This is a genomic window from Streptomyces sp. NEAU-W12, from assembly GCF_026242095.1.
Lineage (GTDB): Bacteria > Actinomycetota > Actinomycetes > Streptomycetales > Streptomycetaceae > Streptomyces.
On record NZ_JAPJDM010000002.1, the window covers coordinates 423,905 to 443,949 of the forward strand.

Annotated in this window: 20 protein-coding genes, 1 rRNA gene and 2 pseudogenes; 15 read left to right on the plus strand and 8 right to left on the minus strand. The window is 70.9% G+C overall.

Translation table 11 applies throughout. The annotated features are described in order from the left end of the window. Positions 1–41 precede the first annotated feature (41 nt). Positions 42–407: a hypothetical protein gene (locus tag ORI94_RS04180; RefSeq protein WP_266072572.1), complete on the plus strand. Its 366-nt coding sequence runs from the start codon at positions 42–44 to the stop codon at positions 405–407. On the opposite strand, the gene ORI94_RS04185 is transcribed toward ORI94_RS04180, so the two are convergent. Then, positions 385–1,077: a FadR/GntR family transcriptional regulator gene (locus ORI94_RS04185; protein ID WP_266072480.1), complete on the minus strand. Its 693-nt coding sequence runs from the start codon at positions 1,075–1,077 to the stop codon at positions 385–387. The two genes, ORI94_RS04180 and ORI94_RS04185, sit on opposite strands and share 23 nt — an antisense overlap. A gap of 70 nt (positions 1,078–1,147) precedes the next feature. Between ORI94_RS04185 and ORI94_RS04190 the strand changes: the two genes are divergently transcribed. From ORI94_RS04190 to ORI94_RS04205, 4 genes are all read left to right on the plus strand, one after another. Then, entirely contained in the window at positions 1,148–2,557 is a 1,410-nt protein-coding gene (locus tag ORI94_RS04190) for a CynX/NimT family MFS transporter (protein WP_266072482.1), read from the plus strand. Positions 2,558–2,649: 92 nt separating this feature from the next. After that, a complete protein-coding gene (locus tag ORI94_RS04195) occupies positions 2,650–2,766 on the plus strand; it encodes an SGM_5486 family transporter-associated protein (RefSeq protein ID WP_266072483.1) in 117 nt (38 codons plus the stop codon). A gap of 171 nt (positions 2,767–2,937) precedes the next feature. After that, the gene (locus ORI94_RS04200; RefSeq protein WP_266072485.1) at positions 2,938–3,144 is read left to right on the plus strand and encodes a hypothetical protein; all 207 of its coding nucleotides are present in this window, start codon (positions 2,938–2,940) and stop codon (positions 3,142–3,144) included. Positions 3,145–3,208: 64 nt separating this feature from the next. After that, the gene (locus ORI94_RS04205; protein WP_266072487.1) at positions 3,209–3,727 is read left to right on the plus strand and encodes a SixA phosphatase family protein; all 519 of its coding nucleotides are present in this window, start codon (positions 3,209–3,211) and stop codon (positions 3,725–3,727) included. 116 nt (positions 3,728–3,843) lie between these two features. Here ORI94_RS04205 and serB read toward each other — a convergent pair whose 3' ends face one another. Together serB and ORI94_RS04215 are read right to left on the minus strand one after the other, a co-directional pair. Further along, positions 3,844–5,052: a phosphoserine phosphatase SerB gene (gene serB / locus ORI94_RS04210; protein WP_266072574.1), complete on the minus strand. Its 1,209-nt coding sequence runs from the start codon at positions 5,050–5,052 to the stop codon at positions 3,844–3,846. 459 nt (positions 5,053–5,511) lie between these two features. After that, positions 5,512–5,895, minus strand: a pseudogene (locus ORI94_RS04215) (streptophobe family protein); the annotation flags it as partial. A gap of 293 nt (positions 5,896–6,188) precedes the next feature. Here ORI94_RS04215 and ORI94_RS04220 point away from each other — a divergent pair. Further along, positions 6,189–8,729: an FHA domain-containing protein gene (locus tag ORI94_RS04220; RefSeq protein WP_266072489.1), complete on the plus strand. Its 2,541-nt coding sequence runs from the start codon at positions 6,189–6,191 to the stop codon at positions 8,727–8,729. A 113-nt stretch (positions 8,730–8,842) separates the two neighbouring features. Here the strand turns inward: ORI94_RS04220 and ORI94_RS04225 are convergent, their stop codons facing one another. Further along, a complete protein-coding gene (locus ORI94_RS04225; protein ID WP_266072491.1) occupies positions 8,843–9,598 on the minus strand; it encodes a transglycosylase SLT domain-containing protein in 756 nt (251 codons plus the stop codon). Between the two features lie 463 nt (positions 9,599–10,061). On the opposite strand from ORI94_RS04225, the gene ORI94_RS04230 reads away from it, so the two are divergent. From ORI94_RS04230 to ORI94_RS04240, 3 genes are all read left to right on the plus strand, one after another. Beyond that, positions 10,062–11,243 (plus strand): GAF domain-containing sensor histidine kinase, encoded by a 1,182-nt coding sequence (locus tag ORI94_RS04230; RefSeq protein WP_266072493.1) that lies wholly within the window; start codon positions 10,062–10,064, stop codon positions 11,241–11,243. Beyond that, on the plus strand, positions 11,236–11,877 hold the full coding sequence (locus tag ORI94_RS04235; RefSeq protein ID WP_266072495.1) for a response regulator: 642 nt from the start codon (positions 11,236–11,238) through the stop codon (positions 11,875–11,877). Before ORI94_RS04230 ends, ORI94_RS04235 begins: the two co-directional genes overlap by 8 nt. 167 nt (positions 11,878–12,044) lie before the next feature. Continuing rightward, a complete protein-coding gene (locus ORI94_RS04240) occupies positions 12,045–12,290 on the plus strand; it encodes a chaplin (RefSeq protein ID WP_042166525.1) in 246 nt (81 codons plus the stop codon). Between the two features lie 100 nt (positions 12,291–12,390). On the opposite strand, the gene ORI94_RS04245 is transcribed toward ORI94_RS04240, so the two are convergent. Next, positions 12,391–13,179 (minus strand): hypothetical protein, encoded by a 789-nt coding sequence (locus tag ORI94_RS04245; protein WP_266072498.1) that lies wholly within the window; start codon positions 13,177–13,179, stop codon positions 12,391–12,393. A gap of 151 nt (positions 13,180–13,330) precedes the next feature. On the opposite strand from ORI94_RS04245, the gene ORI94_RS04250 reads away from it, so the two are divergent. From ORI94_RS04250 to ORI94_RS04260, 3 genes are all read left to right on the plus strand, one after another. After that, complete coding sequence (locus ORI94_RS04250; protein WP_266072500.1) at positions 13,331–14,128, plus strand: ABC transporter ATP-binding protein; 798 nt, start codon at positions 13,331–13,333, stop codon at positions 14,126–14,128. Between the two features lie 176 nt (positions 14,129–14,304). Next, positions 14,305–14,736, plus strand: coding sequence for an NfeD family protein (locus tag ORI94_RS04255; RefSeq protein ID WP_266072502.1), 432 nt, complete (start codon positions 14,305–14,307; stop codon positions 14,734–14,736). Between the two features lie 169 nt (positions 14,737–14,905). Further along, positions 14,906–15,859, plus strand: a complete 954-nt coding sequence (locus ORI94_RS04260) for an SPFH domain-containing protein (protein ID WP_266072504.1) — start codon at positions 14,906–14,908, stop codon at positions 15,857–15,859. 190 nt (positions 15,860–16,049) lie between these two features. Here the strand turns inward: ORI94_RS04260 and ORI94_RS04265 are convergent, their stop codons facing one another. From ORI94_RS04265 to ORI94_RS04275, 3 genes are all read right to left on the minus strand, one after another. Next, the gene (locus ORI94_RS04265; RefSeq protein WP_266072506.1) at positions 16,050–16,556 is read right to left on the minus strand and encodes an HNH endonuclease; all 507 of its coding nucleotides are present in this window, start codon (positions 16,554–16,556) and stop codon (positions 16,050–16,052) included. Between the two features lie 198 nt (positions 16,557–16,754). Further along, positions 16,755–17,294, minus strand: coding sequence for a YbhB/YbcL family Raf kinase inhibitor-like protein (locus ORI94_RS04270; protein WP_266072509.1), 540 nt, complete (start codon positions 17,292–17,294; stop codon positions 16,755–16,757). A 44-nt stretch (positions 17,295–17,338) separates the two neighbouring features. After that, positions 17,339–18,121: a sporulation protein gene (locus ORI94_RS04275; protein ID WP_266072511.1), complete on the minus strand. Its 783-nt coding sequence runs from the start codon at positions 18,119–18,121 to the stop codon at positions 17,339–17,341. 156 nt (positions 18,122–18,277) lie between these two features. Between ORI94_RS04275 and ORI94_RS35470 the strand changes: the two are divergent. The 3 genes and pseudogenes from ORI94_RS35470 to ORI94_RS04295 form a co-directional block, all read left to right on the plus strand. Beyond that, positions 18,278–18,534 (plus strand): annotated as a pseudogene (locus ORI94_RS35470) (DNA-3-methyladenine glycosylase); the annotation flags it as partial. Between the two features lie 14 nt (positions 18,535–18,548). Further along, complete coding sequence (locus tag ORI94_RS04290; protein ID WP_266072513.1) at positions 18,549–19,160, plus strand: DNA-3-methyladenine glycosylase; 612 nt, start codon at positions 18,549–18,551, stop codon at positions 19,158–19,160. Positions 19,161–19,938: 778 nt separating this feature from the next. Continuing rightward, positions 19,939–20,045: ribosomal RNA gene (locus tag ORI94_RS04295) — 16S ribosomal RNA — on the plus strand; the annotation flags it as partial.

The window sequence follows — 20,045 nt, forward strand, 5'->3', positions numbered from 1 at the left end:
GCCGAGGAGGTCCCCTTGTGCGCTCCTACCGCCTGGCCTCGATGACCGTCGCCGTCGCTGCCGGTATCGGCCTCGTGCCGATCCTCTCGTACGACGCGATGCCGTACGACGCGATGCCGCACGCGCGCGTGCACCCCGCCGACGCGGGATCGGGCGACACGGCGGCCGACGATCCGTTCGGTGCCGCCTGCCGGATCGGGGTCGACGGGTCCTGGGTGACCGCGTACTGCCACAACCCCTATCCGGACACCGACCACGTGCGCCTGCACATCGAGTGCCTCCGTTGGTGGGACCTCGACAGCGACAGCCCTCCGGTGGCCGCCGGTCCCGCACAGACCGTACGGCTCGACGGGCGCTGCTGGGACGAGGTCGGGACGGCGTGGATCAGTCACCGGAAGGCGGGCTGACGCGCCCCGGACGGCACGCGAACGGGTAGGCGGCGGCCTCCTCGGCCGCCGTCGCCGCGTCACCCGCGCGGATCGCGTCCAGCAGCCGCGCGTGGTCCATGTGCGTCTCGGGGGTCAGCTCCTGGCCCACGTCGTCGCGCAGCCAGTCCCGCAGCACCTCGCTCAGGTCCGCGTACAGGGCGGTCAGCACGTCGTTGTGGGACGCGGCCACGACGGCGAGGTGGAAGGTGGCGTCCGCCGCCACGAACGGTTCCGCCGCACCCGAGGCCCAGGCCTGCTCGCGGCGCAGCAGCAGCGTGTCGAGCTGCCTGAGGTCCTTCTCGGTGCGCCGCCGGGCGGCCAGCCGCGCCGCGGACGCCTCCAGGGTGGAGCGCAGTTCCGCGACGTGCCCGGGGTCGGCGTCGGCGAAGCGGCGGTGCATCACACCCGCCAGTTCGCTCGTGGCGACGACATACGTGCCCGAGCCCTGGCGGATGGCCAGCAGCCCGTTGTGCGCCAGCGCGCGGACGGCCTCACGGACCGTGTTACGGGCCACTCCCAACTGCTCGACCAGCTCCGGCTCGGTCGGAATGCGGGAGCCGACCGGCCACTCGCCCGAGGTGATCTGGGCGCGCAGAGCGGCGATGACCTGCTCGGACAGTGCGGAACGACGGGGGTGGCTCAGGGGCATGACACACCTTCGCACGACGGAGGCATCGGGCGGCGTCCCGGACATGGACAACCAATCATCCTATGATTCTATGATGGGTCTCATGGCTGGTGAGGAATCCCGGACGGTCACGTCCACGACGGTGTGCACGGCGGCTCCGGCGTCCGACGGCACGGAGCCCGGTGACCGGACGGCGGGCGGGGCCGGACGGCCCGACGCGCGCGCGTGGACGATGCGGCTGCTCGTCGTCGGCATCGTGGTGGCGGCGCTGAACCTCCGCCCCGCCATCACCAGTCTCGGGGCGCTGCTCGAGGAGGTCCGCACCGGGCTCGGCATGAGCGGCACCACGGCCGGGCTGCTCACCTCCGTGCCCCCGCTGTGCTTCGCCGTCTTCGGTGTCACCGCCCCGCGGCTGGCCCGCCGCCTCGGGCCGGGTGCGGTGGTGTGCGCCGGCATGGCCGCCATCGGCACCGGTCTGCTCATCCGCCCGTTCACGGGGAGCACGGCGGGCTTCCTGGCGGCCAGCGCCCTCGCGCTCATGGGCATCGCCGTCAGCAACGTCCTGATGCCGGTCATCGTCAAGCAGTGGTTCCCGGACCGGGTCGGCTCCATGACCGGCCTGTACTCCATGGCCCTCGCCCTCGGCACGGCCCTGGCCGCCGCGGTGACCGTGCCGGCGGCCGAGGCGCTGGGCGGGGACTGGGAGTCGGGACTCGCCCTGTGGGCCGCGCTCGCCGCGGCCGCCGTACTGCCCTGGCTCCCGTTCGTGGGGGAGCGGGGCCGGGCGCCGGCGGAGCGGACGCCCGCGCGGGAGCGGCGCGGAACGGAACGGCACACGCGGGGAGGGGACGCACCGGGGCAACAGGTCTTCGGACAGCACCCGCCACGGGAGCAGGAGCCCGCGTCCGAGCTGCGGATCACCCGCAGCAGGACCGCCTGGGCGCTCGCCGTCTTCTTCGGGCTCCAGGCCACCGCCGCCTACATCACCATGGGCTGGATGGCGCAGATCTTCCGGGACGCGGGCGTCGGCGCGGGCACCGCCGGGCTGCTCCTCGCGCTCACCATGGTGATGGGAGTGCCGCTCGCCTTCGTCATCCCGCGCGTCGCCACACGGCTGCCCCGGCAGGGCCCGATCGTGGTCGTGCTCGGTGCGAGCGGCCTGATCGGATACGCCGGGCTGTACTTCGCGCCCGCCGCCGGCGCCCTGGCCTGGGCGCTGCTGCTGGGCATCGCCAACTGCGCCTTCCCGCTCGCGCTCACCATGGTCGGGATGCGGGCCGGGTCCGCCGCGGGTGTGGCCAAGCTGTCGGCCTTCGCGCAGAGCACCGGCTATCTGATCTCCATCCCGGGCCCTCTCCTGGTGGGCGTCCTCTACCAGCACAGCGGAGGCTGGGGCCTCCCCCTCGCGCTCATGGCCGCCCTGCTGGTCCCGCAGATGATCGCCGGCGTGCTGGCAGGCCGCGCCCGCACGGTGGAGGACGAGGCGGCGGCCGCCCGCTGAGCCCGCGGCCCCCGGTTTCCGCGCCCGAACCCTGCCCCGCTCCACCCCGCCCCGGAGCACGTCGCACCGCCGACGGGTGCGAGACTTGGCCCATGCCAGTCCTCGACCCGAACCCCCAGAACGGCCAGAAGAAGATGCTGCTCGTCTTCGGCGCGTTCTTCGCCATCTTCGTCGTCATCGGTGTGATCGCGAGCATCCTGGCGCCGTGACACCCCGCCGCCCCGGCCGGGGCTCAGGGGGTGCCGGCACCCCCACCCCCTAGGGGGCCGGCCTCAGGGGGAAGTGGGTGGGTCACCGGATGGGTTGACGGCCCGGGAGTACCTACCTTCGAGATGTGGCCGCGAGACGCGGACACGGACCCCTCGAAGGGCGGAGACCCCATGTCCGCGCGCACGCGCACCCGGCCCCACCCGGCTCCCCGGGGCGGCATCGACATCCGGCTGCCGTGGTGGGCCCTCACCCTGCCCGCGCTCGCCTTCGTCGCCCTGCTCACCCTGGTCCTGAACCCCGCCGACGCGCACGCGGCGGCCGCCGAGCCCGGGATCACCCACCTCATCGAGCGGGCACAGCAGCTCATAGCCCGCTGAGCACCCCGGAAGCGGCCTTCAACTCCCTGCGCCTCATGGCCTGTTTCATGCGAAGCTGGGTCACATGAGCGTCGCAGAACCTCGCAGGATTGTCCTTTTCCGGCATGCGAAGGCCGACTGGCCACCGGTGACCGACCACGAACGCCCGCTCGCCGAGCGCGGCAGGACGGACGCCGCAGTCGCCGGACGCAAGCTCGTCGACTCCGCCATCGCCTTCGATCTGGCCCTGTGCTCCACCGCGACCCGGACCCGGGAGACGTGGAAACTCGCGGTCCACGAGTTCCCGCAGCGACCGAAGACCGTGTATGAGGAGCGGATCTACGAGGCCTCTCCCGGTGAGCTGATCGCCCTGCTGAACGAGATCCCGGACGATGCGCAGAACGTGCTCCTCGTCGGCCACAACCCCGGCGTCCAGGGAGTGGCCGAGGTCCTCGCCGGATCGGCCGAGGGGGACGCGGGCGAACGGATGAGCCGTCGCGGCTATCCGGCCGCCGCGTTCGCCGTGCTGTCCTTCGCCGGTCCCTGGAAGTCACTGGAGCCGGGCGCCGCCACCCTGCTCGACTACTGGGCTCCCAGCGAGTGACCCTCGCGGCATGACAGCGGGCCCGGTACCGGCGAAGCGGACCAGGCGCCGGGCCCCGCTCCCGCGAGGGCCCCGCTCCCGCGAGGGCGCCGGTGGCCGTGACCTCCTCGCGCGGCTCAGTCCAGGTCGAGGACGTCCGCTGCCTCGACCTCTTCGCGCGTGATGCCCAGCAGATACAGGACGGTGTCCAGGAAAGGGAAGTTCACCGCGGTGTGGGCGGCCTGACGCACCACCGGCTTGGCATTGAAGGCGACCCCGAGACCCGCCGCGTTGAGCATGTCCAAATCATTCGCGCCGTCGCCGATCGCCACGGTCTGCGACAGCGGAACCCCCGCTGCGGCGGCGAACCGGCGCAGCAGCCGCGCCTTGCCCGCCCGGTCCACGATCTCGCCCGTGACCCTGCCGGTCAGCTTCCCGTCGACGATCTCCAGGGTGTTGGCGTGGGCGAAGTCCAGCGCCAGCCGCTCCTTCAGATCGTCCGTGACCTGGGTGAACCCTCCGGAGACCACCCCCACCTGGTAGCCGAGCCGCTTCAGCGTGCGGACCAGGGTGCGGGCGCCCGGCGTCAGCCGTACCTCGCTGCGCACCTTGTCCACCACGGAGGCGTCCAGCCCCGCCAGCAACTGCACGCGCGCGTGCAGTGACTGCTCGAAGTCGAGTTCCCCGCGCATCGCCGCCTCGGTCACTTCGGCGACCTTGTCCTGGCACCCGGCGTGGGCGGCGAAGAGCTCGATCACCTCGTCCTGGATGAGCGTGGAGTCCACATCCATGACGACCAGACGCTGAGCCCGCCGGTGCAGTCCGGCCGAGACGACGGCGACATCGACCCCGAGCTTCGCCGCGTCGGTCACCAGGGCGGTGCGCAGCGGCTCCGTCTCCACCCCGGACACCGCGAACTCCACCGCGGTCACCGGGTATTTGGCGAGCCGGAAGACACGGTCGATATTGGCGCCGGACCGGGTGATCCGCGCGGCGATCGCCGCCGTCGTCTCGGCGGTGAGCGGGTGGCCCAGCACGGTGACCAGGGAACGGCCGAGCCCGCGCGGACGGTTGTCACCGATGCCGGAGATGATCTCCGCCTGGAGCTTCATGGACTCCGCCCAGCTGTGGACGGTGGCCCGCAGACTGCCCTCCAGGCCCTGCGCCGGCTCGGTCACGAGCGCGCACAGCACGATCCGGCCACGCGTGACGACCTGCTCGATGTCGACCACATCGACGGAGTAGGCGGCGAGAGTGTCGAAGAGACCGGCTGTGAGGCCCGGCCTGTCCTTGCCGAAGATCTTGACGAGGAGTGTGGGAACGTCCGAGGTCTGCGATGCGCTCATGGTGTTCCCACCGTATCCGGCACGCAGTGCCCCGCGCGCCCGAGGTCCGTCTGGCGGACAGCGAACTCTCGGCGTCGCCGAGGTGTCCCGGACCTTGCGCGCCCGGGCGGCCGCCCTCCTCGCGGTCCTTCCCGTCTCCCTCACCGCCCACCGCCGGGCCTGCACGGCACGGGCGGTGGGGCGGTGGCCCCTCGTCCGGCCACAACGCCGACCGCCTCCCGGCCGACGGCCCAGAGCCGTGCCCGGAACCCCGTCCGTTCCCGCTGCTCCCGGGCCGGCCGCCTCGGGGCCGGCCGCGCGGAGGCGGCTCGACGGGACGGACCACGGTGGGAGCGCCGGAGACACCGTCCCGTCCGGCCCGCCCGTGTCCGGCCCGCCCGGCATGCTGCCGTCCCGGGAGGCCCGTCCGCCGTCCGGCAGGTCGTCGGGACCCAGCGCGCCCCCGTCGAGCGTCACGGCGTCGCGCCCCGCCCACACCAGTCCGCCCGACATCGCCACGAAGAACGCCACGGCCGTGTTCGCGCGGGCGACGAGTCCGGCTGGTGACACCACGGCGCCCGCGGCCCGCAGGGACCGTAGGAAGAAGTACGGCAACAGCAGCGCACCGGCCGGACCCACTCCCAGCGGCGTGATCTCGACGGTCGCGCTCGCCTGCGCGTCCGACAGGCCGAACGCCGACACGTCGCCGGACGGGGCGCCCGAACCACCGGCCGCCGGCGCCGTCACCGCCGCCGCCATCGGCCCCGGCGAACCCGCCGGGTCCGCGTCCAGCAGACGCAGCCCCGGCACCGCCGTCCCCGCCATCCCGATCAGCGCCCGGCTCACCGCGGCGTGGGCGGACATCACGACGTCCGCCCACGGCACGCGGGTGTCACGCGATGCGGTACCGACGCCCGTGGCAGCGTTCGTGGCGAGCCCCCGATCCGCTCCGCGGCCAGGTGGCCGCGCACGTCCCCCACGCGCGGATCACCCCTCTCCGGCCCGGTTTCCACCCCGCCGACGGCGGCGCCGACAGCATCCGGGCGCCCGCTTCGCAAGGCCCGGCTTTCGGTCAGGGTGCCGAGCCTGAAATAGTTCCCCCCGATGTTCGACATCCCTAGACTCCCTGCGACGGGGGAAATTCGGGGGACAACTCAGTGGGGCATGAAGTGCCGGAACTCGTACTGGAATCAAACGGACGGACCTGGACGCTCGATCCGTCCAGGTCGTACACCCTGGGACGTGATCCGCAGGGGGACGTCGTGCTGGACGACGCCAGGGTCTCCTGGCGTCACGCCACGATCAGCTTCAACGGCCGCACCTGGGTCGTCGTGGACCACGGCAGCACCAACGGCACCTTCACGCAGGGCCAGCGGATCCACCATCTGGAGATCAGCTCCGACACGGCGCTGAACCTGGGCAACGCGACCGACGGCCCGCGCGTGGCCCTGACCGCTGCCGCGGCCGCTGCTCCGGCCGCCTCGCCGCAGGCACGGCCGCAGCAGCCGTACGCCGCGCAGGGGGCGCAGGGGGCGGCCCCGGGCTGGGTCCAGCAGGGGCAGCAGCAGGCGCAGGCCCAGGGCGGCCGGCACCAGCCGCCGGCGCCGCAGCAGTCCGCGCCGCACGTTCCCCAGCAGCAGGGTCCCGGTGGCGCGGCGGGGGCGCCGCCGATGTACGGCGACCGCAGTCCGACCACGTTCCACCAGTTCTCGCTCGGCCGCGTGATGCGGATAGGCCGTGCGTTGGAGAACGACCTGGTCGTCTCCGACCTGCAGGTCTCCCGCCACCACGCCGAGTTCCACTCGACGCCCGACGGCCGCATGGAGATCCGCGACCTGGGCTCGCACAACGGCACCTACGTCAACGGTATGCCGATCGCCAAGGGCGGCACGCAGCTGCTCGGCCCGACCGACATCGTGGGCGTCGGCCACTCGACGTTCCGGATCGTCGGCGACCGGCTCGAGGAGTTCGTCGACACCGGCGAGGTCTCCTTCTCCGCCCGGCACCTGACCGTCACGGTCGACGGCGGCAAGCAGATCCTCAAGGACGTCTCCTTCGGTGTGCCCGAGAAGTCACTGATCGCGGTCATCGGCCCGTCCGGCTCCGGCAAGTCCACCCTGCTCAAGGCGCTCACCGGGTACCGGCCCGCCGACCAGGGCGAGGTCCTCTACGACAACCGCAACCTGTACAAGCAGTTCGCCGAGCTGCGCCAGCGCATCGGTCTGGTCCCGCAGGACGACATCCTGCACAAGGAGCTGACCGTCAAGAAGGCCCTCAAGTACGCGGCCAAGCTCCGCTTCCCGGCCGACACCACGGCCGCCGAGCGCGACGCCCGCATCGACGAGGTGCTGCGCGAGCTGAAGCTGGACATCCACAAGGACAAGAAGGTCACGTCCCTCTCCGGCGGCCAGCGCAAGCGGGTCTCGGTGGCGCTGGAGCTGCTCACCAAGCCGTCGCTGATCTTCCTGGACGAGCCCACCTCGGGCCTCGACCCGGGCATGGACCGCGATGTCATGCAGCTGCTGCGCGGACTCGCCGACGACGGGCGCACCGTCCTCGTCGTCACCCACTCCGTGGCGGAGCTGGCGATCTGCGACAAGCTCCTGGTGATGGCGCCCGGTGGTTCCGTCGCCTACTTCGGCCCACCCGAGGAAGCCCTGAACTTCTTCGGCTACGACACCTGGGCCGACGTCTTCTCCGCCTTCGAGAACTACCGCGACTACGACTGGGCGGGCCGCTGGAAGGGCTCGCAGCACTACCAGATGTACGCCGCGGACATCGACGCGGTCGCGCCGCAGTCCGTACAGGTCCCGGTGATGCAGGCGATGCGGCCGCCGAAGCCGCAGGGCTGGATGTCGCAGTTCGTCACACTGGTACGCCGCTACGTCTCGGTGATCGTCTCCGACAAGGGCTTCCTCGCCCTGACGGTGATCCTTCCGGCCGTGCTCGGCGCGGTCAGCCTCCTCATCGATCCCGACAGGGGGCTGCTGCCGAACGAGCCCAACGCGGCCGGCCGGATCATTCCGAACGGCACGGCGACCACGGTCCTGCTGATCCTCGCGGTCGGTGCCTGCTTCGCCGGTGCCGCGAACTCCGTACGTGAGCTGATCAAGGAACGGGTCATCTACGAGCGGGAACGTGCGACCGGTCTGTCCCGCTCGGCCTACCTGATGTCCAAGGTCTTCGTGCTCGGCATGGTCACCGTGCTGCAGGGCCTGCTGGTCGGCGTCATCGGCTTCTCCAGCAGGGAGCTTCCCGAGGAGGGGCTGGTTCTCGGAGGCTTCACGCTGCTCGAGCTGTCCATCCCGATCATGGCGCTGGGCTTCACCTCGATGATGTTCGGCCTGATCATCTCCGCGCTGGTGAAGACCGCCGAGAAGACCATGCCGCTGCTGGTGATGTTCGCGATCATCCAGGTCGTGTTCACCGGATGCCTGTTCGCGCTGCACGGCGCGGTGGGCGTCAACCAGTTCTCGTTCCTGATGCCGTCGCGCTGGGCGGTCGCCGCCGCCGGTGCCACGCTGGACTTCAACCGGATCAGCCCGCCGGAGACGCCGGGCGACACCGACCCGCTGTGGGAGCACACGGCCGGGGCCTGGTTCATGGACATGGGCGCGCTCGTCGCCCTCGGCGTGGTCTGCGGCTTCTTCGTGGCCCGCTTCCTGCGCCGCCACGAGCCCGAGGTCATGCGCAAGTAGCCGAAGCGGCCGCCCGCGCGCCGTACGCCCCGAAGGGCGGCACCCCGTCAGGGGGGTGCCGCCCTTCGGCGTACCGGTTCGCGTCGGGTCGCGAGAAGAGGTCCGCGCCGACCTCAGTACGCGCTGTTGACGTTGTCCATGGAGCCGTACCGGTCCGCCGCGTAGTTGCAGGCGGCGGTGATGTTCGCGACCGGGTCGTAGATGTTCTTCGACGTGCCCGGGACGTGGTACGCCGAGAACGTCGGCGGGATCACCTGCAGCAGACCCTTGGACGGGATGCCGTTCTGGGCGTTGATGTCCCAGAGGTTGATGGCCTTCGGGTTGCCCGAGGACTCCCGGATGATGTTGCGGTGGATGCCCTCGTAGGAACCCGGGATGCCACGCTTCTTCATGATGTCCAGGGACTCGCGGATCCAGCCGTCGAGGTTGTCGGCGTAGGCCTTCCGGGCGGGCTTGCCGGTGTCGCCCTGCCGGCCCTCCCACTGACGGTCGCCGGAGCGGCCCGCCCGGTCGCTCTCGCTCTCGCGCTCGGTCTTCTTCTTCGCGGCGGCCGCGGCGGCCTTCTTCCCGGCCTTCTTCTCGGCCGCGGCGTCGGCGGCGGCCTTCTTCTTCGCGGAGATCAGCTCGGTCTTCACACCGGCGCCGGCCAGCTGGTCGGTGACGGTGCCCCTGACGTCCTTGATCGGCTCGGTGCTGTAGGCGATCCGTGCGGTGGAGGCCGCCTCGCTCGTGGTGGTCGTCGACGCGTCGCTCGGCGTGGCCGAGAAACCGATGGCCGCGGCGCCGAAGGCGGCGACACCGGCGACGGCGACCTTGTGATGGCGGTTCAGAGCACGGGCGTGCCCACGGATGAGGAGGTTCTTCGACATGGGTGGGGGACCTCTTCGAATAGCGCGGAGGTCGCTCAACGTCCGGTGGGGACAGTGGTTGTTCCGGCACGAACGCCGTGCGGGAGAACCCACGGCGCTGAGCGACGGGAGCCATTCTTAGCGGCCGCAAAATGGCGAGGCAAAGGTGTGACGTACGAAGACGGGTAGTGGATCAGGGGTGCTCATGCCGGGCGAATCGGACTATACGCCCGGCATGCGTGTCCGTTATGTATCTCCTATGCGTGTTCGTACGTGACGTGCGCCCTATGCCCGGCCTCACATCCGTCACTCCTCACCCTTACGGAATGTTGCTGGAGCAAGTCACTCCGTGAGGGGTCTCGGCCGGTACGTGGACCGGCCGTCGGCGGCTCCCGGCGCACCCGGGGTCCTACGACCTCCGGCCCGGGCCGTCGCCGTCTCCGGACGGATCCGCGGCACCGCAGCCCGCCGGTACCGTGAGGACATGAGCCACGGTCCCCCGTCAGGCCTCGCCGCGGTGAGCACCGCGCTGCTGGCCATGAGCAGGCACCTCGAGGTGCGTGACGTCCTCAAGACGATCGTCGCCTCGGCCCGTGAGCTGCTCGACGCGCAGTACGCCGCGCTCGGCGTCCCCGACGACCACGGCGGCTTCGCCCAGTTCGTGGTCGACGGCGTCAGCGACGCGCAGTGGAAGGCCATCGGCCCCCTCCCGCGCCAGCACGGCATTCTCGCCGCGATGCTGCGCGAGGACAGGCCCCAGCGCCTCGCCGACGTGCGCAGGGACCCCCGCTTCGAGGGCTGGCCCAGTGCCCACCCCGATCTGGTCGACTTCCTGGGCCTGCCCGTCCGCGACGGCGACGAGGTCATCGGGGCCCTCTTCCTCGCCAACAAGCTGAGGCCCGTCGAGGCGCACCCCGCGCGGGCCCCGGGCGCTCCCGCGCCGGCAGGCACCTGCGGATTCACCCAGGACGACGAGGACGTACTCGGCATCCTGGCCCAGCACGCCGCGATCGCCCTCACCAACGCCCGGCTCTACGAGCGCAGCCGCGAACTGACCATCGCCGAGGAGCGTTCCCGCCTCGCCCACGAACTCCACGACGCCGTCAGCCAGAAACTGTTCTCCCTGCGGCTCACCGCCCAGGCGGCCGCCCGCCTCGTGGACCGCGACCCCTTCCGGGCCAAGGGCGAACTCCAGCAGGTCGCCGCCCTGGCGGCCGAGGCCGCCGAGGAGCTGCGCGCCGCGGTCGTCGAGCTGCGCCCCGCCGCCCTCGACGAGGACGGTCTCGTCGCGACCCTCCGCACCCAGGTCCAGGTCCTCGACCGCGCCCACAGCGCGCGCGTGACCTTCACCGGCCACGGGGCGCGTGCCCTGCCGGCCACCCAGGAGGAAGCGGTGCTGCGTGTCGCCCAGGAGGCGCTGCACAACGCGCTGCGGCACGCGGAGGCCGGCCAGGTGGACGTCACCCTGGAACGCCGGGGCGGTGGCGCCGTCCTGCGGGTCGCCGACGACGGCAAGGGCTTCGACCCGGGGACCGTCCGCCGCGCGGGACGCCATCTCGGCCTGGTCTCCATGCGTGACCGGGCGAGCGGGGCCGGCGGCAGCCTGACCGTGGAATCGGCGCCCGGCAAGGGCACCACGATCGAGATGGAGGTTCCCGGTGGCTGACGCGATCAGGGTGCTGCTGGTGGACGACCACCAGGTGGTCCGCCGGGGCCTGCGCACCTTCCTCGAGGTGCAGGACGACATCGAGGTCGTCGGGGAGGCCGCGGACGGCGCCGAAGGAGTCGCCCTCGCCGACGAACTGCGGCCCGACGTGATCCTGATGGACGTCAGGATGCCGGGCATGGACGGAGTGGACGCCCTGCGCCGGCTCCGCGAACTGGAGCACCCCGCACGCGTGTTGATCGTCACCAGCTTCACCGAGCAGCGCACCGTGGTCCCGGCCCTGCGTGCGGGCGCCGCCGGATACGTGTACAAGGACATCGACCCCGACGCGCTCGCCGGCGCCATCCGCTCCGTCCACGCCGGGCACGTCCTCCTCCAGGCGGAGGTCGCCGGTGCCCTGCTGGCCCAGGAGGAGACCCACTCGGGCCAGGGCCGCGCCGGGTCGCTCACGGAGCGGGAACGCGAGGTGCTCGGCCTCATAGCGGACGGCCGCTCCAACCGGGAGATCGCCCGCGCCCTGGTGCTGTCCGAGAAGACCGTGAAGACGCACGTCTCGAACATCCTGATGAAACTCGACCTCTCGGACCGCACCCAGGCCGCCCTGTGGGCCGTACGCCACGGGGTGAGCACGTGACGTCCGGGGCGCCGTGACGTCCGGGGCCGGGCGGACGGTTCCCTTCCGGTCCGAGATTCATACTGTCGTGGGAATGACCCTCGGATGGCGCATCCTTCTTCGGTCCCCGCCGTTGTCCCGTGCGTACCGCGGCGCCTGCCGCGGTGACCGCGAGGAGGGCTCGGAAAGTGAAGAACCTGAAGAAGGCGGCGGCCGTGACGATGATGGCCGGCGGACTGCTCGCCGCCGGCACGGGCATGGCCTCCGCCACCGACGGCGCGCACGCCGACGGCAAGGCCGTGGGCTCCCCGGGCGTCGTCTCGGGCAATGTCGTCCAGGTCCCGGTCGACGTCCCGGTCAACGTGTCCGGCAACAGCGTCAACGTGATCGGTCTGCTGAACCCCGCCTTCGGCAACGTGGCGGTCAACGGCTGACGTCTGTCACCGACCCGGTGACGACCCCGGCCTCCCGGCCCCGCCCGGGAGGCCGGTCGTCACCGTCGGTGCGGCCGGGACCGTCGGGGGCGACCAGCGTTCACCTCACGCCACGCTCCCGTTCCTCCACCACGGAGTTGTACGCCGCGACCTGCGCCCGCCGGGCCGTCCGCTCCACCGGCCGCAGCGCCTCCCCGCGCGCCGCCATCTCCGACGCGCTCACCGCGCCCCCGTGCCCGCTCGTACGGGCCAGCGTGACCAGCGCCCCGACCCGCTGCGCCAGCTCCAGCACCCGCACCGCCCGCGGCGGGTATCCCGGCGCCAGCACCTGACGCCCCGCCTCCGCCCGCGCCCGGTACGCGTCGACCGCCGCCTCGGCCACCGGTCCCGACCCGGCCAGGTCCAGCCGCGTCAGGACCTCGGTCGCCTCCCGCAACGCCTCCGCCAGTTCCCGCTCCGCCTCGCCGAGCGAGGGCACATCGGCGGGCGGCGCCTCCCGTACCGGCAGGCAGTGCCAGACGACCTCCACGTGCACGTCACCCTCGGGCCCGGCCTCCCGCACCCGGGGCACCAGCCCGAAGGCGGCTCCGTGACCCACCACCGCCTCCCCCGCCTCCAGCGCCCGCGCGTTGAACTCCGGCGGCCCGCTCAGCCCCAGCGGATGCCCCGGCGTGGGCAGCGCGATCCGCAGCCCGGTCGCCCCGAGCGCCCGCAGCCGCCCCAGCGCCAGCGTGAGGCCCACCGGCGCGGACTCGCCCGGCACCCCCTCCACCCGGTGCACCGCGTCGTCACCGACGACGGCGAGCACGGCGTCGTCCGGCGAGACAAGACCGGCAACAAGGGCATTTCCCCATGAGGTCAGACGTCCTGAACGTGGTTCCGAGAGCATGCCCCCACCCTAAGGACCGGACCGATGGGATGCCCGGGTCGACCGGTGGCGTAGATTTCATGAAGGGCTGCGCCCACGGGTGCGGCGGACCGACCACAGGTGTACGACACAGCCGGGACCCGGCCACACTGCAAGGGGAGACAACGCGCTCATGAGCGATGTTCTGGAGCTTCAGGACGTATCCGTGGTCCGCGAGGGCCGGGCTCTGGTGGACCAGGTGTCCTGGTCGGTCAAGGAGGGCGAGCGCTGGGTCATCCTCGGCCCCAACGGAGCCGGCAAGACCACCCTCCTCAACATCGCCTCCAGCTACCTGTTCCCCACCGCGGGCACCGCCACCATCCTCGGCGAGACCCTCGGCGCCCCCGGCACCGACGTCTTCGAACTGCGCCCGCGCATCGGCATCGCCGGAAACGGCATGGCCGACAAACTCCCCAAGCGCCAGACGGTCCTGCAGACCGTACTGACCGCCGCCTACGGCATGACCGCCGGCTGGCAGGAGGAGTACGAGGAGGTCGACGAGCAGCGCGCCCGCGCCTTCCTCGACCGTCTCGGCATGTCCGAGTTCGTGGACCGCGAGTTCGGCACCCTCTCCGAGGGCGAGCGCAAGCGCACCCTCATCGCCCGCGCGCTGATGACCGACCCCGAGCTGCTGCTCCTCGACGAGCCCGCCGCCGGCCTCGACCTCGGAGGCCGCGAGGACCTCGTACGCCGCCTCGGCCGCCTCGCCCGCGACCCGATCGCCCCCTCCATGGTCATGGTCACGCACCACGTCGAGGAGATCGCCCCCGGGTTCACCCACGTACTGATGATCCGTCAGGGCAGGATCCTCGCCGCCGGCCCACTGGAACTCGACCTCACCTCCCGCAACCTCTCCCTCTGCTTCGGCCTCCCGCTGGTCGTGGAGCAGGTCGGTGACCGCTGGACCGCGCAGGGCCTCCCGATGGCCTGACGCCCGGGGTTCGAGGCCGGCGGCCCGGACCCGCCCCCGGGGAGGAACGGCGGAGAACCACGGAGCAGGTCCCGGGACGCGCCGGGACGCGTCCGCCTCAAGAAGCGGGCCGAGAAAGCCCGTTCACACCCCGGGCGCTCTGTCGGCGACCGGGTGCGCGGTCCTACCATGACCATGTGGACATCGACGCATGGCTCTGGTGGCTGATCGGCGCGGCAGTACTCGGCATCGTGCTGGTGGTCACCGCGATGCCCGAACTCGGCATGCTCGCGGTGGGTGCCATCGCCGCCGCGGTGGTCTCCGGAGTCTTCGGTGGCGGCGCCGTGGCCCAGGTAGTGGTCTTCGCCGTCGTCTCGACCGCTCTCATCGCCGTCGTACGGCCCATCGCGAAGCGACAACGCGCGGGCCGCCCCCAACACGCCACCGGCGTGGACGCCCTGAAGGGCAGACAGGCCGTCGTGCTGGAGCGGGTCGACGGCTCCGGCGGCCGGATCAAACTGGCCGGCGAGGTGTGGTCGGCACGCGCCCTCGACTCCGGCCACGCCTACGAAGTCGGCCAGGAAGTGGACGTCGTGGAGATCGAGGGAGCCACGGCGATCGTCATGTGACCGCGAGACCTGCGCGAACGACCTCGCGCGACGTGTTCCCACAGGACCACAACTGGACCGAACGGCCAGCGAGTTGTACTACGTTCTGGCAGACTCGACCAGCAAGATCCTCAACAGCCGTAAGATCCTCCGAAGGCGCCGAGGCGAAGAAGGGTACGGGGAACCGACGATGGAACCGGTCATCATCGTTCTGATCATCCTGGTGGTGTTGGTCTTCATCGCCCTGATCAAGACGATCCAAGTCATTCCACAGGCGAGCGCCGCCATCGTCGAGCGCTTCGGCCGCTACACACGCACACTCAACGCGGGCCTCAATATCGTCGTCCCGTTCATCGACACCATCCGCAACCGCATCGACCTGCGCGAACAGGTCGTCCCGTTCCCGCCCCAGCCGGTGATCACCCAGGACAACCTGGTCGTCAACATCGACACCGTCATCTACTACCAGGTGACCGATGCGCGGGCGGCGACCTACGAGGTCGCCAGCTACATCCAGGCGATCGAACAGCTCACCGTCACCACCCTGCGCAACATCATCGGTGGCATGGACCTCGAGCGCACCCTGACCTCCCGTGAGGAGATCAACGCGGCCCTGCGCGGCGTCCTCGACGAAGCCACCGGCAAGTGGGGCATCCGCGTCAACCGTGTCGAACTCAAGGCGATCGAGCCGCCCACCTCCATCCAGGACTCGATGGAGAAGCAGATGCGCGCGGACCGCGACAAGCGCGCCGCGATCCTCCAGGCCGAAGGTGTCCGGCAGTCCGAGATCCTGCGTGCCGAGGGCGAGAAGCAGTCCCAGATCCTGCGTGCCGAGGGTGAGGCCAAGGCGGCGGCACTCAGGGCCGAGGGCGAGGCCCAGGCCGTCCGCACGGTCTTCGAGGCGATCCACGCGGGCGACCCCGACCAGAAGCTGCTCTCCTACCAGTACCTCCAGATGCTCCCGAAGATCGCCGAGGGCGACGCCAACAAACTGTGGATCGTCCCCAGCGAGATCGGGGACGCGCTCAAGGGCCTGTCCGGCGCCATGGGCAACTTCGGTGGCCTCGGCGGCGGCGGTCAGAGCGGCGGCAACGGCAACTCGGGCGCCGCCACGGAGCGCCGGGAGAAGCCCTCCATCGACTGACCGGGCGACCGGCAGAATGGGAACGGCGAAACGGCGGGGGCCCGCTTCCCTCGGGAAGCGGGGCCCCCCCCGGGCCCGCCCCGGACCCGCGGCCCCGCCCACCGGGGGGGGCCCCGCGGCCCGGGCCCGGCGGCCCCCCGCCGTGCACGTACGAGAAGCAGCTGCCAGGCTGCGGACCCAGGCGGCCGGCTCAGGCGGCGGGCTGGGCCAGCCACTCCGGCAGCGCGTCGAAGTCCTCCCGCCCCAGCGCCAGCAGCATCGCGTCCGCCGGCGTCGGTTCGAAGGGCTGCCGCAGCAGCGGCATCCCCGCCTGCTCCGGCGTCCGGTTCGCCTTGCGGTGGTTGTCCTGTGCGCACGAGGCCACCGTGTTCAGCCAGGTGTCCTGGCCACCGTGCGACCGCGGCACCACGTGGTCCACGGTGGTGGCCCGCCCCCCGCAGTACGCGCACCGGTTCCGGTCGCGCACCAGGACACCCCGCCTCGACCACGGCGCCCGTCTTCGGAACGGCACCCTGACGTATTGGCAGAGCCTGATCACCCGAGGCGCCGGTATGTCGACCGCGGCTCCACGCATCCGCATTTCGGGGTGGGCCTGCTCGACGACCGCCTTGTCCTGAAGCACCAGAACGACGGCTCGGTTCAGCGTCACCGTCGACAACGGCTCGAAGCTCGCGTTCAGTACCAGCGTGTCCCGCATACCAGCCCACCTCCCGTGCGCACCGGCCCGCCCTTCGGCGGACCGGGACCAACTCTGGCCGGGCACGCCGAGATGGACAACGCAATATCTGCTGCTTCACACGGGAGGTGTTCCCCCGCCCCCGGCAACAAAAATGCCCGCCCCTGATCAATTCCAAGACCGGGGGCGGGCAAACGTTCTGTGAACGCCGGGATCGGGTCAGGAGCCTGCGGGCACCTCGTACTCACCGATCAGCCGGGCCCGCGCGATCGTGTGGAACCGCAGGTTGAAGCCCACGACAGCGGGAGACGCGTCCGAGTCCGGACCGAGCTTCTCCTGATCCACCGCGTACACCGTGAACACATACCGGTGCGGTCCGTCCCCGGGCGGCGGTGCCGCACCGCCGAAGTCCTTGGTGCCGTAGTCGTTGCGCGCCTGAACCGCGCCCTCGGGCAGACCCCCGGGCCCACCGCTGCCCGCACCGGTCGGCAGTTCGGTCACCGAGGCCGGGATGTCGAACACCACCCAGTGCCAGAACCCGCTCCCCGTCGGGGCGTCCGGGTCGTAGCAGGTCACCGCGAAACTCTTGGTCTCCGGCGGGAAGCCCGCCCAGTGCAACTGCGGCGAGGTGTTGCCGCCTGCCTGCACCTGGGCCTCCTGGAGCGTCGCGCCCTCCTCGACCTCCCTGCTCGTCACCGTGAACGACGGTACGGGCGGGTGGAAGTCATGGGGAAGCGGACGCCGCTCGAGCTCGGTCACCTCGGTACCTCCTGCTGATCGCCTGCGTTCAGTGGGAACCGAGCCTAGAACCAGTTGCGCTTGCTGCCGACCTCGGACAGCCACTGGTTGAGGTAGGCGGTCCAGTCGGTGCCCTGGTAGTCGTTCAGCCCCACCATGAAGGACCGGAAGGTGTCGCTGCCCTCACTGAACAGACCGGGCTTCTTGTCCATCTCCAGCACGACGTCCATCGCCTGCTCGTCGGCCACGAAGGTCAGCTCGACCTGGTGCAGCCCGTGGTACTGCTGCGGCGGGAAGAACTCGATCTCCTGGTAGAACGGCAGCCGCTGACGCGTCCCCCGGACCTGGCCGCGCTCCATGTCCGCGCTCTTGAACCGGAAGCCCAGCTGGATGAACGCGTCCAGGATCGCCTTCTGCGCCGGCAGCGGGTGCACGTTGATCGGGTCCAGGTCACCGGAGTCCACGGCCCGAGCGATCGCCAGCTCCGTGGTCACACCGATGTTCATCCCGCGCAGCGCCTGCCCGTCGATCATCGTGATCGGCGTCTCCCAGGGGATCTCCAGCCCGAACGGCACCGCGTGCACCGCGCCCGCCTCGAGCTCGAAGGCCCCACCGAGCGACGACTTGGTGAACTCGATGTTCTGCTTGTACTCCTCGTCGCCGCTCTCGACCTCGACCTTGGCCTGCAGCCCGACCGACAGACCCTCGATCTGCTGGTTCACGGACCCGCCCTGGATCCGCACCTCACCCTGGACGACCCCACCCGGAACGACGTTGACCTCGTGCAGCACCGTCTCGACCGAAGCCCCGCCGGCTCCCAGGCTCGCGAGCAGCTTCTTGAACGCCATGTCTCTCCCCTTGTCGTTCTCTATCGCGTCGTCGCCACATGTGGACCTTCGATCCCTAACAACGCGATCCGGCCCTGGCCGGTTCCGTCACCCTTGCGATTGCGGCGCCCTGTGGCCGCCCCGTGGCAGCGGCAGCCCGGAGTACTCTCGGACGCCATGATCGCGACCCCCGACCGTACGCCCCTGCACGGACAGCTCTTCGACCGCCCCGTCCCCGAGGTCGCCCCGGCCTCCTCGGCCGGCTCGTCGCGCGTACCACCCCGGACGGTCCGATCACCCTCCGGCTGACGGAGGTCGAAGCCTACGACGGCCGCAACGGTCCGGGCTCCCACGCCTGTCGGGGCCGCACCGCCCGCGACGGCGTGATGTCCGGTCCACCCGGCCACGTGTACGTCTCCTTCACCTACGGCATGTCAAGGCGGTCAGCATGAACGTCATGGATCTCGCTCACCCCGCTGAAGAAGTCGCCCCCAGGCTGCTCGGTGCCGTCCTCACCCACGAGACCCCCGAGGGAACCGTGAGCATCACCATCACGGAGACCGAGGCGTACTCCGGTGCGGCCGACCCCGCCTCCCACGCCTACCGGGGCAGGACACCCCGCAACGCCGTCATGTTCGGACCGGCAGGAGACCTGTACGTCTACCGCTCTCACGGTCTCCACTGGTGCGCCAACATCGTCACCGGAACAGCGGGCATCGCCTCGGCCGTCCTTGTCCGCGCAGGCAGGATCGTCGAAGGGGAGGACCTGGCACGCAAGCGGCGAGGGGCGAAGGTCGAGAGCCCACGCCTTGCGCGGGGTCCGGGGAACTTCTGCCAAGCGCTCGGCATCACGGCAGAGCACAACGGCACGGATCTGCTGACAGGCGCCCCGGTCACGTTGTCCGAGGGTGAGCCGGTACCCGCCGCACTCATCCGGGTCGGTCCTCGGGTAGGCGTGAGCAGAGCCCACGACTGGCAGCACCGCTTCTACCTCGCCGGTGACCCAACGGTCTCGGCGTACCGACTGAGCCCGAGAGCCAAGCCGTCCGCCGGAGCCTGAGCGGCCGTGCGCCTTCCGCGCCGGCCCGCCTGGCAACGGCCCCTGACGGCACGGACGCCTGTGCCTCCGGACGACACTCCGCTGCGGATCCCATCGGCGCTCCGGTACTTTCTGACCAGGTACGCAACGTCCCGCGCACCGGACTCTCCGGCGACGGAGCCGGGCGCCCCCGGCGCCTCTGGAGGGCCGGCGACCCGACGGTGAGCCCGTACCGGGCCACGTACCGAAGCGTCGGCGAAGCCGAGAGGTTGACTCGGGCCTGGAAGGTGCGTAATGTGGCCCGAGCCGCTGAACCGGGTACGGCGTTCGCCTGCAGCCGGAAGCGGTCAACCCACTACTCAAGATCGCCCTCAACGGGGTCGGGTTCGCCATGTTCGCATGTCCGAATTCCAAACCGGTGAAGCCCGATTATGAATCGAGCGAGGGAATCGGCTAACGTAGTGAATGTCGAAAGGCCGACGGGCGAAAGCCCAAAGCCCGATGACATTCCCGCCGACCGGGGCAGACGCGAAAGAGTCTGATAGAGTCGGAAACGCAAGACCGAAGGGAAGCGCCCGGAGGAAAGCCCGAGAGGGTGAGTACAAAGGAAGCGTCCGTTCCTTGAGAACTCAACAGCGTGCCAAAAATCAACGCCAGATATGTTGATACCCCGTCTCCGGCCGTTCGGCCGGGACGAGGTTCCTTTGAAACAAACACAGCGAGGACGCTGTGAACGGCCGGGCTCATTCCGCCCGACCGTTCCGCTCTCGTGCGTGTCATTCCCGATCACGGGAAAACATTCACGGAGAGTTTGATCCTGGCTCAGGACGAACGCTGGCGGCGTGCTTAACACATGCAAGTCGAACGATGAACCACTTCGGTGGGGATTAGTGGCGAACGGGTGAG